Source organism: Rhodococcus sp. USK10 (assembly GCF_019378875.1).
Classification (GTDB): Bacteria; Actinomycetota; Actinomycetes; order Mycobacteriales; family Mycobacteriaceae; genus Rhodococcus_F; species Rhodococcus_F pseudokoreensis.
The window spans coordinates 3,615,761-3,630,820 of sequence record NZ_CP076048.1; the positions used below are offsets into that span (position 1 = coordinate 3,615,761).

General features: G+C 67.6%; 11 protein-coding genes. 3 read left to right on the plus strand and 8 right to left on the minus strand.

Translation table 11 applies throughout. From position 1 onward, the window contains the following. Positions 1–3 precede the first annotated feature (3 nt). The 5 genes from I1A62_RS23610 to I1A62_RS23630 form a co-directional block, all read right to left on the minus strand. Positions 4–1,923, minus strand: a complete 1,920-nt coding sequence (locus I1A62_RS23610) for a hydantoinase B/oxoprolinase family protein (RefSeq protein ID WP_219460200.1) — start codon at positions 1,921–1,923, stop codon at positions 4–6. A 10-nt stretch (positions 1,924–1,933) separates the two neighbouring features. Further along, positions 1,934–4,000 (minus strand): hydantoinase/oxoprolinase family protein, encoded by a 2,067-nt coding sequence (locus tag I1A62_RS23615; protein WP_219460201.1) that lies wholly within the window; start codon positions 3,998–4,000, stop codon positions 1,934–1,936. A 140-nt stretch (positions 4,001–4,140) separates the two neighbouring features. Further along, on the minus strand, positions 4,141–5,250 hold the full coding sequence (locus tag I1A62_RS23620) for a response regulator transcription factor (protein WP_219460205.1): 1,110 nt from the start codon (positions 5,248–5,250) through the stop codon (positions 4,141–4,143). Between the two features lie 19 nt (positions 5,251–5,269). After that, positions 5,270–6,322: an MFS transporter gene (locus I1A62_RS23625; RefSeq protein ID WP_257890888.1), complete on the minus strand. Its 1,053-nt coding sequence runs from the start codon at positions 6,320–6,322 to the stop codon at positions 5,270–5,272. 110 nt (positions 6,323–6,432) lie between these two features. Next, positions 6,433–6,678, minus strand: a complete 246-nt coding sequence (locus I1A62_RS23630) for a sigma factor-like helix-turn-helix DNA-binding protein (RefSeq protein WP_219460206.1) — start codon at positions 6,676–6,678, stop codon at positions 6,433–6,435. Between the two features lie 132 nt (positions 6,679–6,810). On the opposite strand from I1A62_RS23630, the gene I1A62_RS23635 reads away from it, so the two are divergent. After that, positions 6,811–7,578 (plus strand): hypothetical protein, encoded by a 768-nt coding sequence (locus I1A62_RS23635; RefSeq protein WP_219460208.1) that lies wholly within the window; start codon positions 6,811–6,813, stop codon positions 7,576–7,578. A 123-nt stretch (positions 7,579–7,701) separates the two neighbouring features. Here the strand turns inward: I1A62_RS23635 and I1A62_RS23640 are convergent, their stop codons facing one another. The 3 genes from I1A62_RS23640 to hppD form a co-directional block, all read right to left on the minus strand. Further along, a complete protein-coding gene (locus tag I1A62_RS23640) occupies positions 7,702–10,077 on the minus strand; it encodes an FdhF/YdeP family oxidoreductase (RefSeq protein ID WP_219460210.1) in 2,376 nt (791 codons plus the stop codon). A gap of 14 nt (positions 10,078–10,091) precedes the next feature. Further along, the gene (locus I1A62_RS23645; protein ID WP_219460214.1) at positions 10,092–11,639 is read right to left on the minus strand and encodes an FAD-dependent oxidoreductase; all 1,548 of its coding nucleotides are present in this window, start codon (positions 11,637–11,639) and stop codon (positions 10,092–10,094) included. Positions 11,640–11,707: 68 nt separating this feature from the next. Continuing rightward, the gene (gene hppD, locus I1A62_RS23650) at positions 11,708–12,913 is read right to left on the minus strand and encodes a 4-hydroxyphenylpyruvate dioxygenase (protein WP_219460217.1); all 1,206 of its coding nucleotides are present in this window, start codon (positions 12,911–12,913) and stop codon (positions 11,708–11,710) included. A gap of 181 nt (positions 12,914–13,094) precedes the next feature. On the opposite strand from hppD, the gene I1A62_RS23655 reads away from it, so the two are divergent. Beyond that, on the plus strand, positions 13,095–13,622 hold the full coding sequence (locus I1A62_RS23655; protein WP_219460220.1) for an Lrp/AsnC family transcriptional regulator: 528 nt from the start codon (positions 13,095–13,097) through the stop codon (positions 13,620–13,622). Positions 13,623–13,830: 208 nt separating this feature from the next. Continuing rightward, positions 13,831–15,057: a Glu/Leu/Phe/Val dehydrogenase dimerization domain-containing protein gene (locus I1A62_RS23660; RefSeq protein ID WP_095868784.1), complete on the plus strand. Its 1,227-nt coding sequence runs from the start codon at positions 13,831–13,833 to the stop codon at positions 15,055–15,057. Positions 15,058–15,060: the final 3 nt, after the last annotated feature.

Sequence of the window (15,060 nt, forward strand, 5' to 3'; positions counted from 1 at the left end):
TTCTCAGAGATTCCAGTTGCGGGGGTTGGCCACCGGCACGCTCCAGCGCCCCTGGTCGCGCTCGGCGGCCAGCTGTGCGCGTCGTGCGGTGGTGGCGGTGTCGTCGATGTCACCGTTCGCGATGACGACACCGTGCGCGTCGGCCGCGAACTCAGGGCTGACGAGTCCGCTGCGGACGTCCTGCAGCACCTTCGCCGGGACGCGTTCCAGAGGGTCACCCCAGCCGCCGCCACCGCCGATGACGAAGCGGAGTGCGTCGCCTGCTTTGAGGATCAGCCCGGAGAACTTGCCAGTCTGGTAGCGGGCACCGCGCCCGAACTCGCCGTTGTTCGGGTCCGGTCTGCCCTGTTCGTCGAACATGCCGAACAGCGGTTCGGCCCCGCGCAGGTCGAGGGGGTCGCCGTGTGCGGCCAGGTCGAAGTTTTCGATGTACCAGCCGTAGGCCGGCGAGCCTGCGCCACCTCCGTTCGAACCGGGTGCGCCGAGGCGGACCCGGTCGGCGGTGATGGTGACCATCGTGTCGGACTCGGCGAAGATCGAGTAGACCGAGCCGAGACCGCCGCGGAACTCACCGGCGCCGGCGGTGTCGATCACCATCTCGTGCTGGACGATGACGAGCGGGCTCTCGATCTCGACGTGCTCCTGCACCGACGTCCGGCAGTTGCCGATCGGGATCACGCAGAAGGAGACGCCGTCGTCCTTCCAGGTGCCGCCCCAGCCACCACCGGCGAGCGCGAATGCACCCCACGGCGTGCCTTCGTGACCCGGGCGGGTGTCGATGCCGCCGAGGCTGACGACGACGGCAGTGCCTGTGTCACAGGCGAATGCCTCGTCCATGGCCTGGCTCAGGGCCTGGGTGACGACGTTGATCCCCCGTGCGCCGATGTCGGCGTGGTTGGAGCAACTCGACGGCGGCAGAACCTGCACCACGCTGCCGGACGGCAGCAGGGTCTCGATCGGCCGCAGCGTGCCGCTGTTGACCGGGGTCGACGGGTCGACCATCAGCTTGACCGCCTCGATGCAGCGGGAGGCCTCGCACCAGGCGGTGCCGCAGTTGCCGAGGGGCTGCCGGCCCGAACCGGAGAAGTCGATCTCCATGGAATCTCCGCGGACTTTCACGGTCACGTTGACCGGGATCGGTTCGTCGGTGACGCCGTCCTCGTCGAGGAAGTCCTCGGCGGTGTAGTCGCCGTCCGGGATGCTCGCGATGCCGCGCCGCATGCTGGCCTCGGTCGCGTCGATGGCGTAACGACCGGCCGCGCGCACCTTGTCCAGTCCGCCGCGGGCGATCAGGGCCTGCAGTTGGCGCTCACCGACCACCAGGCAGCCGTGCAGGGCTCGCAGGTCGCCGAGCACGAGGTGCGGCACCCGGTTGTTCTCCAGGATGAAATTGAACAGTGGCCGCACCGGAACGTCGTTGGCGTACAGCAGCGTCGGCGGCAGCTTCAACTGCTCCTCGAAATGCGTCTGCGTGCCGTTGGAGAAGCCACCCGGGATCGCACCGCCGAGGTCGACGAGGTGAGACGTCGAGTGCAGCAGGAATTCCACACGGCCGTCGACGAAGACGGGCCGGAGCAGATTGACGTCCGACTGGTGGATGGTGCCGCGCCACGGGTCGTTGACGAAGATGACGTCTCCGGGCTGCATGCTGTCGACGTCCCAGTCGTCCATCACGAAATTCGCGATGTGCGGGGCGGTGAACGCGTGCTGCATGCAGCCTTCCCACAGCGCGACGGTTTCCCAGCCGTCGTCGGTGCGCATGTGAATGGCGCTGGTGCAGTCCAGGATGTCGCGGCAGACCGGGGAGAAGGCGCTGCGCATCAGCGAGTCGAGCATCTCCCGGGCGACCTCGGTGAGGCCGTACCGGAGGATGTCGAGTTCGACGTCGACGGCGGGGCCTGCGTCGGGGGTGGTGATCGTCATGGTCTGCTCCTCAGCTCTGCGGCTCGATGATGAGATTCAGGTCGCCGTCCACGTAGGCCGTCCGGCCCGGAAGGACGAGGGTGGTCGCGAATTTCTCGGCGACGAGGGCCGGGCCCTGCACCCGCTCGAACGGTTCGAGGCGCTCCCGGACGTGGATCGCGACCTCGACCTGCTCGGTCGTTCCCGGCAGCGTGATCTCCGCCGTGCGGAGGAACGCTTCCCCGTCGTCCGGGGTGAGATCGGACTTGTGCTGCTCGCGTGGGATGATCGCCGTCACCTCGACCGTCGAGATCACCACAGGGATCTCCGTCGCCGCGAAACCGTATGATTCCCGGTAGAAGTCGTGGAACTGCGGCACCAGACCGGTCACGGTGTCGGCGGTGAGCGCATCTGCGTGGATGGGCATGCGGTTGTCCCACGTCTGGCCGCGGTACATCGCGAAAACGGCCCGCTCGAAGCGGATTCGATCCACGTCGGCACCCTGGCCGGCGAGTTCGCCGCGGATCCGGTCCTGCAACGCGACGAACGCGGCCTCGATCGCCTCGGCACTCTCCGGTGCGAGCGGAGTCATGATCGACTGCGCCCGGGTGACCATCAGGTCGCTGCGCAGCAGTCCCAGGGCCGAGAACTGGCCCGGGTTGCGCGGCACGATCACCTTGTCCAGGCCGAGGATCTGCCCGACGCGGTCGGCGAGCATCGGGCCGGCCGAACCGGAGGGCTGCAGGGCGAACTCGCGGACGTCGAGCCCCCGGTAGACCGAGATCGTGCGGACCTTCGCGGCGATGTCCTCGCAGGCCACCTCGTAGGCGGCCGACGCGAGTTCGAGGGCCGTCATGCCCCACTGCTCCCCGGTCTTGCGGAGCGCGTCGAGCGACGCGTCGACGTCGAGCCGGATGGAGCCATTGGCGAACAGGTCCGGCTGCAGGATCCCGAGCGCCGCGCACGCGTCGGTGAGGGTGGGTTCGACACCGCCGCGCTGGTAACACACCGGTCCGGGATTCGATCCGGCCGATGCCGGACCGACCGCCACGTTGCCGAGCGTGTTGGGCCGGATCAGGCTGCCGGCGCCGGAGCCGACACTCTCGACGTCGACGAGCGGCATCGTCAGTGTGAGGCCGGTTTCCAGTGTCCACAGATCGGTGAGCGGCGTCTTGCCGTGCACGATCGCCGCCACGTCGGTGCTCGTGCCGCCGACGTCGATGGTGAGCAGGTTCGGTGAGCCGCTCTCGTTGGCGAGTTTGACGCTGCCGCTCACGCCGCCGACCGGACCTGAGACCAGCTGGAACACCGGCGCCCGGCCCGCGTCGGCGAACGTCGCCACACCGCCGTTCATCATCATGATCCACAGCGTCCCGGCGTAATTGCGCTCGGACAGCTCGTTCATCAGACGGTCAAGGTAGCCGACCACCGCCGGGCCCACGTACGCGTCGAGGGCGACGGTCGTGGTGCGCTCGTGCTCCTTGGTCACCGGGTAGAGCGCGGACGTCTGAATGTAGGCGTCCGGCAACTCTTCTGCGACGATCTCGGCTGCTCGCCGCTCGTGCTCCGGATTGGTGTACGAGTTCATCAGGCATACGGCCACCGACTTCGCGCCCTGGCCCGCGAGAGCACGTGCGGCCTCGCGAACGGCGTTCTCGTCCAACGGCAACAACTCGGAACCGTCGTACCGCAGTCGCTCCGGGATCCCGAAGCGCGACTCGCGCTGCACGATCGGGCGTTCCTGGTGCGGTCGCAGCCAGGTGGGATCGTAGAACCGGTCACCGAACTCGCGGTGCATGCGGCCGATGTCGAGCAGATCCCGGTGACCGCGGGTCGCGATCAGGCCGGTCCGCTCGCCGGTCCGGCTGAGCAGGGCGTTGATACCCACCGTGTGCCCGTGCACGATCTCGGCGACGTCCGGGATCTCGACGCCGATCGCCTCGATGCTCAGCAGCACCCCCTCCTCCTGCTGGAGGGTCGACAGCACCTTGCCGTCTCGGGTCTCACCCGTCTTACGGTTGAGCGCAATGATATCGGTGAAGGTGCCCCCGACGTCGATGCCGACTATCCAGTCGGCTGCCCGCTCACTCTTCGTCATATCTCGGCCTCCGTGCTGTGTGCTTCGGTGACGTGCGCAGTGCGTCCGCGTCACTCGTGTGTGTCGTGAGTCACTCTTCCGCACGGAGGGTGCGGGAACATCTGACGAAGGTCGTAGTTTCGTACGACCTTCGGCTGGCGTCAGCCTTGCGGTGCAGTGCGCGTGACGTCGACGTTGCGCAGCCAGATCGACACGGCCTCGGCCCGATTGGATGCGCCCAGTTTGCGCAGGATCCGAGTGATGTGGGTTTTGACGGTTCCCTCGGAGATGACCAGCCTGCGGGCGATCCTGCCGTTGGAGTCACCGTCCGCCATGAGCCGGACGATCTGCACCTCACGACGAGTGAGGACGGAATCGTCGTCGCGTCCGAGCGCCACGGACTTCGCCACCCCCGGTCCGGTGGCCTTGTTCCAGCGTCCGAGCCCGTCCAACTGCGTACGCACGGCCGTAAGCCCCTCGAGCACAGTGACTCTCGCCAGGTTCTGGCTCATCCCCTCGGCGAACGTCGACAACAGCGCCCGATCGACGCCGGTGAGGTTGCGCCTCTGGTGATAGCAGTCGCCGTGAACCAGGCCGACGACGTCGCCGCCGACCACCAGCGGCGCAATGCCGTACGACGAGGATCTGGTGATCTCGGCGAGTGGACGGTTGACGCGCGGGTTGTCCTGCACCTCGTGGACGAGCGTTGCACGAGCACCGGTCACCGTGTCGTTCTCGACGAGCGTGCGGTCGAGCACCGGCGGATTCTCCCTGCCCACCGCGACGATCTCCTCCGCCCAGCGCGGATCCCGGACCACATGCATCGAATGCAACCGCCACGACCCGTCCACCGTCGACAGCAGCGCACGGTCGAAACCGAGGCTGCACACCGCCTCGGGAGCCCGTGCGAGCAGCGCGTCGACGGTCTGCGCGTCGCCGACCCGCGCCAACGCCGACTGCACCATGGCAAGTACTTCTGCGGGGCCGGCCCTCCCCCGCCGCGCCACCGCCGCCTCCGCCTCGCGTATGCGGCCGAGCATCTCCGTGAGGGATGTGAGAACGTCCGGCGACGAGCCGCGATCACCGATCACGCGCAGCATCTCCGCGGTCACGAGGTCCCACAGCCGACCCAGCACCTGCCGGTCCGAGTGTGCGCCCGTCAGCTCCGGACCGCCGAGACCGCGGTCCAGCAGCACGCCCACGTCATTGGTGATCTCGGCGACCGCATCCTGCACCGCGACACCGTCCTGCCTGCTCGACGAGTTGCGCATTTTCTACTCCCTCGGTGGCCTACGTTCGCTGTGCTTCCTGGTGAGCCATGTCGAGGGGCTCCGCCCGTACGTTCGCGTCACGTGTCAGCCGACGGGACTGATCGAACAACCCGCCGCCGATCATGACCCTGCGGGTGTCCACGCAGTCGGACAGCCGCCCGAGGAGCGGACACGCGGCGATCGCCGCGATGCTCGCGAACGTCACCCCGAGGGCGCCGACGTTCTTCGCCACCCCCTGGAATTCCGCGAGGTAGGACAGCGAGAACGTCTTGAAGGTGTACGAGAGGGCGGAGTATCCGCCGTACACGGCCGCAACGACGACCAGGCCCCGCCAGTTGCCGCGCACCAGGTCACGCAGAACCTGGAGACCTTTGCGTTGCCGCGCCTCGGTCGCCACCTTCTCGAATTCCTCCGACTCGGGCATCGCGCGGCGAATCCAGTAACCCACGATCACGATCGCGAAACTCGCGACGAACGGCACCCGCCATCCCCAGGTGTACAGGGCTTCGTCGTCGAGGCTGGTGACCGCGGCGACTGCGAGCGACGCCGCCAGCAGGCCGATCTGGGCGCCCATCACCGGGTAGGCGCCGTTCCGGCCCCTGGTCGTCTCGTCGGCATGCTCGTACGCCACCGTGATTGCGCTGCCCAGTTCGGCACTCGCGCCGAAGCCCTGCAGGATCCGCAGAATGATCAGCAGCGCCGGTGCCGCCACACCGATCGCGGCATACGACGGCACGAGTCCGATGAGCCCGGACGCGATTCCCATGATCAGCAGGCTGATCGACAGCACCGCCTTGCGCCCGATGCGGTCACCCAGGATTCCGAAGAGGATGCCCCCGAAGGGCCGGGCCAGGAATCCGACCGCGAACGTGGAGAACGCCGCGAGGGTGCTCGCCGACGAATTCGCCGACGGGAAGAACACCTTGCCGAACACGAGCGCCGCCATCGATGCGTACAGGTAGAAGTCGAACCACTCCAGCGAGGTTCCGACGATGACCGCAGCTCCGACCTTCTTCACGCTCTTGGGGGATTCCCGCCGAACGGGTACCTCACGTCTCTGCGCCACAGTCACGTCCCTTCCGCCACTTGTCGCGCAAAACTATTATGTATAATCTTTAAAATCAAGTGGCGGGGGTCACGAACTGGGTCGAGTGAGACTCGAACCACCTTGGGTGCGGTCGCTCAGTAGCGCCCGTCCGCCGGAGTCTCGACGTCGTGTCTCTCCCCCGCCGCGAGTTGCCCCCGGAGGTGGTTGAGCGCCGCGTGCTGGAGGAGGAGTACGGCGTCGACGTTCGTCCCGAGGATGCGCGCGACCTCGACGGCCGGGAGTCGGTGTGCGAGCCGGAGTCGCAGTACGGTCCGGTGGCGGTCGGGGAGGGTGTCCATCAGGATCGCGGCCCCGGCTGCCTCCTCGTCGTCGATGGTCACGACAGGCCTTTCTCTCGGATCGCACCACTGTCGCCGACCCGATGTCCCAGGTGGAAGGGACCGGCGTCCCGATCGTCCGGGATCCTGCCGACACGGGTCCGACGGCCGGCCCGACGCTTTACGCTGAATGTCATGGCCGCTCTTCGCGCGGAGTGGATCAGAATCTGGCGCAACCCGGCAGACACCCTGACGACCGTTGCGTTCAATGCCGTCCTGATGATCGGGGCCTGGTTCCTGCTGCCCCGGAGCTGGTTGTTCGAGTGGACCGGGCCGTCCGGTTTCGCGCTCGCCCTGGCCGGCTGGATGTACGCCGACGTCACCGCCACAAACGTGCTGGCGCCGGACAGTGAGCGGGTTCTCGCCGCACTCGACGACCGGGACGCGCTGGGTGCGATGCTCGGCGCCAAGGCGGTGGCGCTGTGGATGCTGATCGCCCCGATCTGCGCGACCATCGCGATCGTCGTCGGCTTCGCCGAGCAGGACTGGCTGTTCACCGCTGTGGTGGTGGTCGCGGTGGCGCTGTGCCCGTTCGGCGCACTCGCCGGGTCGAGTCTCGTCGGGGTCTATTTTCCGTACCACCAGCGGTCGCTGCGGTGGCGATGGGAACAACGTGCCCGGTGGCGCACCGTCGTCGTCCGGTGGCTGATCCTGCTGGTGGTGCCGTACGGGGTGTTCCCCGCGTTCTCGGCGGCGATCGCCGTCGTCCCGGTCGTGCTGTGGCGCCTCGTCCGTCCGGCCGATGTGCACTCGCGGATGGGTACCGCGGACTTCGCGCTGTGCGTCGTCCTCGCCGTCGTCATCTCGGCGCTGATGTGGGCGGTGGCGCGGCGAATCGCCCTGTCACGCATACAACGCCACGCGCCGTTGGCCGCCTACCTGCGTGACCGCGACCGCGGCTGAGCAGTCCCTCCGTACGTGAGTGGCGATGCGTGCCCCGGCACACGTTGCCACTCACCTGCGCAGGTGAGTGGGAAAGCGTGTCGGGGCACGCTTTGCCACTCACGTCAGGATTTGCCGCTCACGTCAGGAGAGGTGCTCCGGCTGGGGGTGCGACTTGTGGACCTGGTCCGATCCGACCGCGTCCTGGCTCGCCTCCGGTGGGCATTCGGCGCTGTACTTGCCCGCGTGTTCCAGGGAGACGACGACGGACTTCGACGTGGGACAGTTGCTGCCGGTCGCCGTGGAATCGAGCGGCACCAGCGGATTGGTCTCCGGATAGTAGGCGGCGGCCGACCCGCGGGGTGTGTCGTATTCGACGATCCGGAAGTCGTGGGCGCAGCGGACGCGGTCGTCGCCGTCCCAGTGGGTGAAGAGGTCGACCATGTCGCCGTCGTCGAAGCCGAGGGCCGCGATGTCGTCGTGGTGCAGGAAGATCACGCGGCGCCCGCCCTCGATGCCGCGGTACCGATCGCTGAGCCCGTAGATCGTGGTGTTGAACTGGTCGTGGCTGCGGATGGTCTGCAGGATCACGTGCCGCGGGGGCACCTGCAGCACGTCGATCGGGGACACCGCGAACTGGGCGCGCCCCGAGTGGGTGGGGAACGTCCGGGAGTCGCGCGGCGGGTGCGGCAGAACGAACCCGCCCGGCTTGCGGACGTTCACCTCGTACCCTTCGCATCCGGGCACCACCCGCGAGATGTGCAGGCGGATGTTCGCGTAGTCGTCCCGCATCTTCTTCCACTCGATGCCGTAGCGGTCGCCGAGCGTGGCCTCGGCGATGCGGGTGACGATACCCACCTCCGAATCGAGTTGGGGGCTCGCGGGTTTCAGCGGACCACGGGAGGCATGAACCGAGCACACCGAATCCTCGACGGAGATGAACTGCGGCCCGCCGGCCTGGACGTCCTGCTCGGTGCGTCCCCGCGTCGGCAGGATCAGGGCCGTGTCACCGCATACGAGATGCGATCGGTTGATCTTCGTCGAGACGTGGACCGTCATCCGGGTCTTGCGCAGGGCGGCGGCGGTGACCTCGGTGTCCGGAGCGGCCTGGACGAAGTTGCCGCCCAGCCCGAGGAAGAAGTGCGCCTTGCCGTCGCGCATGGCCCGGATGGAATCGACGGTGTCGTAGCCGTTCTCGCGGGGCGGCTCGAAGTCGAACTCCTTCGCGAGCGCGTCCAGGAAATGCCGCGGCGGGCGCTCCCAGATCCCCATCGTGCGGTCGCCCTGCACGTTCGAGTGCCCGCGCACCGGGAACAGCCCTGCGCCGGGTTTCCCGATGTTGCCCTGCGCGAGCGCGATATTGGTGACTTCCTTGATGATCGACACCGAGTTGTGGTGCTGGGTGAGCCCCATCGCCCAGCAGAACACGGTGGCGTCGGAATCCCGCAGCATCCGGGCGGCGTCGGTGATCTGTTCCCGCGACAGCCCGGTCGTGCGGGTGACGACGTCCCAGTCGATGTCGGTGACGTGCTGCTTCCACAGCTCGAATCCGATCGTGTACCGGTCGATGAAGTCGTGGTCGAGGGCATCCCATTCGACGAGCAGTGAGCCGAACGCCTGGAGCAGGGCGAGGTCGCCGTTCAGCGCGATGGGCAGATGCAGGTCGGACAGGTCGGTGCCGGGACCGACCATGCCGCGGGGCGTCTGCGGATTCTTGAAGTTGACGAGCCCCGCCTCGCGCAGCGGGTTGATCGACAGGATCTTCGCTCCGTTCTGCTTGGCCTTCTCCAGCGCCGACAGCATCCGCGGATGGTTGGTTCCCGGATTCTGCCCCTGCAGGACAATGAGTTTCGCCTGATAGACGTCGTCCATCGTGACGCTGGCCTTTCCGATGCCGATCGACTCCTGCAGCGCGATACTGGTCGATTCGTGGCACATGTTGGAACAGTCGGGCAGATTGTTCGTCCCGAACGCGCGGACGAACAGCTGGTACGCGAACGCGGCCTCGTTCGACGCCCGGCCGGACGTGTAGAAGATCGCCTCGTCCGGGCTGTCCAGGGCGTTCAACTGCTCGCCGATCAGCGTGAAGGCCTCGTCCCATTCGATGGGCTCGTAGTGGATTCCGCCGGGCCGCTTCACCATCGGATGCGTGATCCGGCCCTGCTGCCCCAGCCAGTGCTCGCTGTGGCAGTCGAGTTCGGCGATACTGTGGCGGGCGAAGAATTCGGGTGTCGCCCGGACCCGCGTCGCCTCCTCGGCCACCGCCTTGGCGCCGTTCTCGCAGAACTCCGCGGCGTGGCGGTGACCCGGGTCGGGGTCGGGCCAGGCGCAACTCATGCAGTCGAAGCCCTCGGCCTGGTTCAGCCGCAGCAACGTCTCGGCCGTGCGGACCACACCCATCTGCTCGAGCGCACGTTTCATCGACACCGCGACAGCGGTCGGCCCGGCCGCATGATCCTTCGGGTGCCCGACCTCGAGGTCGGCCTCGTCGTAGTCGAGTTCCTCGTCCTTGGGACGCATCGTTCAGCCTTCCGTCACGATCTCCCCACCAGGCAGCCGAGGTAGTCGATGACGTCGTCGGTCGCGGTGGCCGGGGCGGTGAGCGCGACGTAACCGTCGGGGCGCACCACCACCAGCGTGCCACCGTGTGCCCCGTAGGCGCTACGCGCGAAACCGCGGTCGTCGACGACGTCCACGCCGGGGCCGCGGGAATCACCCACCACCACGTATTTCACGTCGTCGGGCGCGTCTTCGGCCAGGGTCTGCAGGGCGTGCCGGGGCCCGCCGTCGAACCCGAGAACCGTGAAGTGCGTGCCGCGGAAGACGTCGAACAGTCGCAGCGGGGTGCCGTCCGGGCTCAGGCACGGCGCGTCGGGTGCGCGGTCACCCGCGCGGACGCCCGTCGTCACGTCCCCGTCCCGGGACAGCGAACTCCACGGGTAGCCCAGCCCGAGTTGCTGGCCGTCCTCGGTCGCCGCGCCGGCGAACCCCGATGAGTCCTCGCGTCCGAGGTTGTCGGTCACCTTCTGCAGCCCCGCGCTGCTCACCCCGAGCGTCCAGCGGGCGAGCGGCAACCGCTCCTCCTGATACGTGTCGAGGAGCGACGGATCCGCGGACCCGGCCAGGACGAGCGCGAGTTTCCAGCCGAGGTTGTAGGCGTCCTGGATCCCGGTGTTCATCCCGAGCCCACCGGCGGGCGGATGAACGTGCGCGGCGTCGCCGGCGAGGAACACCCGGCCGTCTCGGAAGCGGTCCACCATCCGCACGTTCACATGCCAGGTGGACAGCCACGTCGGTGCGGACAGTCGCACGCCGGGATCGCAGGCGATGTCGTCGAGCACTCGCTGGAAGTACTCCAGCGACGGTTCGGGCAGGTTCCCCTCCTCGTCGAAGTCCGCGAACGGCACTCCCTGGAACTGCCAGGAGTTGATTCCACGGAACGGGCACAGCGCGACGAATCCCTTCTCGGGGTGCGACCACTGGTACCAGTGATCGGGGGTCAGGCCGTCGACGGACACGTCGCCGAGGAGCATGCCCTCGATGCCGCCCGTCCCCTCGAACGACACCCCGAGCGCCTTGCGCACCGTGCTACGCCCGCCGTCGCACCCGACGAGGTAACGCGCCATGACGGTCCCGCCCCCGGCGAGCCGGACGGTCACCTTGTCGGTGGTCTGCTCGAAACCCACCACCTCGACGCCGCGCTCCACGTCGATACCGAACTCGGAGAGACGCTCTCGCAGAATCTGCTCGGTCCGCCACTGCGGGATCATCAACCCGCTCTCGTAGGGCCGGTCGGGTGTGGGGCTCAGGTCTGCGTTCGGGTCGCTGTCGCCCACCACCCGGCCGCGCACCGCGACCCGGTTGGGAAGGTGCCGGAACCCGGCCTCGACGACCTCGTCGACGATACCGAGATCGTCCATCACTTCCTGACTGCGGGCGGTCAATCCCTTTCCGCGCGAACCCGCGAACGGCTCGGGAGACTTGTCGAGGATCCGCACTTCGACGCCACGCCGCGCCAGTTCCAGAGCGAGCGTGAGACCGGTCGGCCCGGCCCCGGCCACCACTGCCTCGGTAGGGCTCATGGCGTCATCGTATTCGCGACGGCACCGATCCCGCGGGAAAGTCGCCGCACCCGCTCATCGGCTCTCGCTCAGAAGTTTCCGCGGGCGGCTTGTTCGCGTTCGATGGCTTCGAAGAGGGCTTTGAAGTTGCCGATGCCGAATCCGAGGGAGCCGTGGCGTTCGATGAGTTCGAAGAACACGGTGGGCCGGTCGACGAGGGGTTTGGTGAAGATCTGCAGCAGGTAGCCGTCTTCGTCGCGGTCGACGAGGATGCCGCGTTTGCGCAACTCCTCGATCGGGGCGCGGACGTTGCCGATCCGGGCCCGCAGTTCGGGATCCTGGTAGTAGGAGTCGGGGGTGGCCAGGAACTCGACACCCTCGGCGGTCAACTGGTCCACCGCGGTGAGGATGTCATTGGTGGCCAGGGCCAGGTGCTGGGCGCCGGGCCCGCCGTAGAAGTCGAGGTATTCGTCGATCTGGGAGCGTTTCTTGGCGATGGCGGGTTCGTTGAGGGGGAACTTGACGCGGTGGTTGCCGTTGGAGACCACCTTGCTCATCAGGGCGGAGTAGTCGGTGGCGATGTCCTCGCCGACGAATTCGGCCATGTTCGTAAAGCCCATGACCCGGTTGTAGAAGTCGACCCAGTGGTCCATCTTGCCGAGTTCGACGTTGCCGACGACGTGGTCGAGGGCCTGGAACAGGCGTGTGGGGGCGCCGTCGCGTTTGGTGTGCGACGAGGTGCGCGGCTGGTAGCCGGGCAGGTAGGGGCCGGTGTAGTTGCTGCGGTCGACGAGGGTGTGGCGGGTGTCGCCGTAGGTGGCGATCGCGGCGATCCGGACGGTGCCGTGCTCGTCGGTCACGTCGTGGGGTTCGTCCAGGACGGTGGCGCCCTGGGCGCGGGCGTGGGCGATGCACTTGTCGACGTCGGGGACGGCGAGGGCGATGTCGACGACGCCGTCGCCGTGGGTGCGGTGGTGCTCGATCATCGGGCTCTGGGGGTCGACGGCGCCGTTGATGACGAAGCGGACGGCGCCGGATTCGAGGACGAAGCTGTGGTGGTCGCGGTTGCCGGTGGTGGGTCCGGAGTAGGCGACGAGGGTCATCCCGAACGCGGACTGGAAGTAGTGGGCGGTCTGGGTGGCGTTGCCGACCACCCAGACGACGGCGTCCCAGCCGCTGACCGGGAACGGGTCGCGGGTGCCGTCGTATTCGACGAGCCCGACCAGCTGTTCGAGCTGGCCGAGGTCGAGACCTGCCAGGCGTTCCTTGTCGGTGAGAGTCTGCTCGATCGTCATCGCTGTCTTCCTGTTTCGGGGACGGAGGGCTTGGCCTGTTGTGTGGGTCACTACGAAAACCCAGACCGGCCACATAGGCAACCGAGCCAGCAGAAGCTAGCCGCGGTGCCACTTTCGGGCGCCTCGAGGACGGATTTCTTATACAGTCGGACTAGTTGAATTCGTTCGGAGAGGTCTGGCCATGAAGGACGCAGTGCAGTTGGACGAGCTCGACTTCGCCCTCCTCGACGCCATGCACGACGACCCGAAGGCCGGCGTGCTGGAGCTGTCGCGCCGGATCAAGGTCGCGCGGGCCACCGTTCAGGCGCGGGTCCGCAAACTGGAGGAGTCGGGCGTGATCGCCGGGTACGAGCCGCGCCTCGATATCGCCGCCGCGGGGTTCGACGTGCAGGCGTTCGTCACGCTGGAGACGGCGCAGGGCGCACTCGACTCGGTGACGTCGGAGCTCGAGTCCATCCCCGGGGTGCTCGAGGCCTTCGCGACCACCGGTTCCGGCGACATCCTGTGCCGCATCGCCGCCGGCTCCCACCTCGGGCTGCAGCAGACGCTCATCGATCTGAACAAGTCGAGCGTCGTCGCCCGATCCACCAGCGTGATGGTGTTGTCGGTGATCGTCCCCTACCGGTCGATGCCTCTCCTGCGGACGCTCGACCGACCGCGTCCGGCGAAGGCACCGGCCTACCGCGCCGCGCCCGCAGACGCGGATTAGCAACGCGATCACCGCTTCTGCTGCACAAACTGAATAGAAAATCGACGAACTTCTTTCTCGGTGATGTTCATCGTGGCTATCTGCTGCACAGCCGGTTGCGGCGCACGAGTGGTGCCCACCACAGTGATCGCCGTAACAGCGCGGGTACCGGCCGGATTCCGACCGGATCGCCCCCCAAGCCCCGGCAGTCGAGAAACCGAGAGAAGCCATGAAGAATCTGCTCACCCGATTCGAAGAGAAGGCCCCCGAGATCGTCTTCGAGTGGCACGACACGGAGACCTCCGCACGCGGATGGACGGTGATCAACTCGCTGCGTGGCGGCGCTGCCGGCGGCGGAACCCGGATGCGCCGCGGTCTCGATCGGCGCGAGGTGGAGTCACTCGCGAAGACCATGGAGGTCAAGTTCACCGTCTCGGGCCCGGCCATCGGCGGCGCGAAGTCGGGCATCGACTTCGACCCGACCGACCCGCGCAAGGACGAGGTGCTGCGGCGCTGGTTCAAGGCCGTCACCCCGCTCCTCAAGGCGTACTACGGCACCGGCGGCGACCTGAACGTCGACGAGATGGCCGAGGTCGTGCCGATCACCGAGAGCTACGGCCTGTGGCACCCGCAGGAGGGCGTCGTCAACGGGCACTTCGCGGCCAGCGATCGTGAGCGGGTGCAGCGGGTCGGACAGCTTCGACTGGGTGTCGCGAAGGTCGTCGAGGATGCGCGGTTCACCCCCGATCCGCAGGCGAAGTACACGGTGTCCGACCTGATCACCGGCTGGGGTGTCGCCGAATCGGTGCGGCACTACTACCGGGTCTACGGCGGCGAACTGGCCGGCAAGCGCGTGATCATGCAGGGCTGGGGCAACGTCGGTGCCGCCGCCGCGTACTACCTGGCGCAGTCCGGGGCCCGGATCGTCGGCATACTCGACCGCAACGGTGGGCTGTCGAACACCGACGGCTACGACTTCGAGCAGATCCGGGCGCTGTTCCTGGCCAAGGAGGGCAACGAACTCCGCGCAGCAGGCATGGTGCCGTTCGAGGAGATCAATGAAGCGATCTGGAGTTCGGGCGCCGAGATCTTCCTCCCCTGCGCCGCATCACGTCTCGTGACACGTGACCAGGTGGACCGGTTGATCGCCGGTGGCCTCGAGGTGGTGGCGAGCGGCGCCAACGTGCCGTTCGCGGACGACGAGATCTTCTACGGCCCCACCTACGAGTACGCCGACAAGAGCGTCGCCGTCGTCCCCGACTTCATCGCCAACTGCGGCATGGCCCGGGCGTTCGCGCTGCTGATGGAGGGCGACATCGAGGTGTCGGACGAGGCGATCTTCGGCGACGTCTCCGCCACCGTGGCGACGGCGCTCGAGCGCTGCTTCGCCCGTTCGTCGCAGCCGACCGGAATCGCCGGTACCGCGTTCGAGATCGCACTCGATCAGCTCGTCTGACGG

Bases quoted from the DNA above. Each gene is read 5' to 3' on its own strand.
- I1A62_RS23615 (WP_219460201.1), bottom strand. From the start codon at position 4,000: ATGACGAAGAGTGAGCGGGCAGCCGACTGGATAGTCGGCATCGACGTC.
- hppD (WP_219460217.1), bottom strand. From the start codon at position 12,913: ATGACGATCGAGCAGACTCTCACCGACAAGGAACGCCTGGCAGGTCTC.
- I1A62_RS23635 (WP_219460208.1), top strand. From the start codon at position 6,811: ATGGCCGCTCTTCGCGCGGAGTGGATCAGAATCTGGCGCAACCCGGCA.
- I1A62_RS23655 (WP_219460220.1), top strand. From the start codon at position 13,095: ATGAAGGACGCAGTGCAGTTGGACGAGCTCGACTTCGCCCTCCTCGAC.
- I1A62_RS23620 (WP_219460205.1), bottom strand. From the start codon at position 5,250: ATGCGCAACTCGTCGAGCAGGCAGGACGGTGTCGCGGTGCAGGATGCG.
- I1A62_RS23645 (WP_219460214.1), bottom strand. From the start codon at position 11,639: ATGAGCCCTACCGAGGCAGTGGTGGCCGGGGCCGGGCCGACCGGTCTC.
- I1A62_RS23610 (WP_219460200.1), bottom strand. From the start codon at position 1,923: ATGACGATCACCACCCCCGACGCAGGCCCCGCCGTCGACGTCGAACTC.
- I1A62_RS23640 (WP_219460210.1), bottom strand. From the start codon at position 10,077: ATGCGTCCCAAGGACGAGGAACTCGACTACGACGAGGCCGACCTCGAG.
- I1A62_RS23660 (WP_095868784.1), top strand. From the start codon at position 13,831: ATGAAGAATCTGCTCACCCGATTCGAAGAGAAGGCCCCCGAGATCGTC.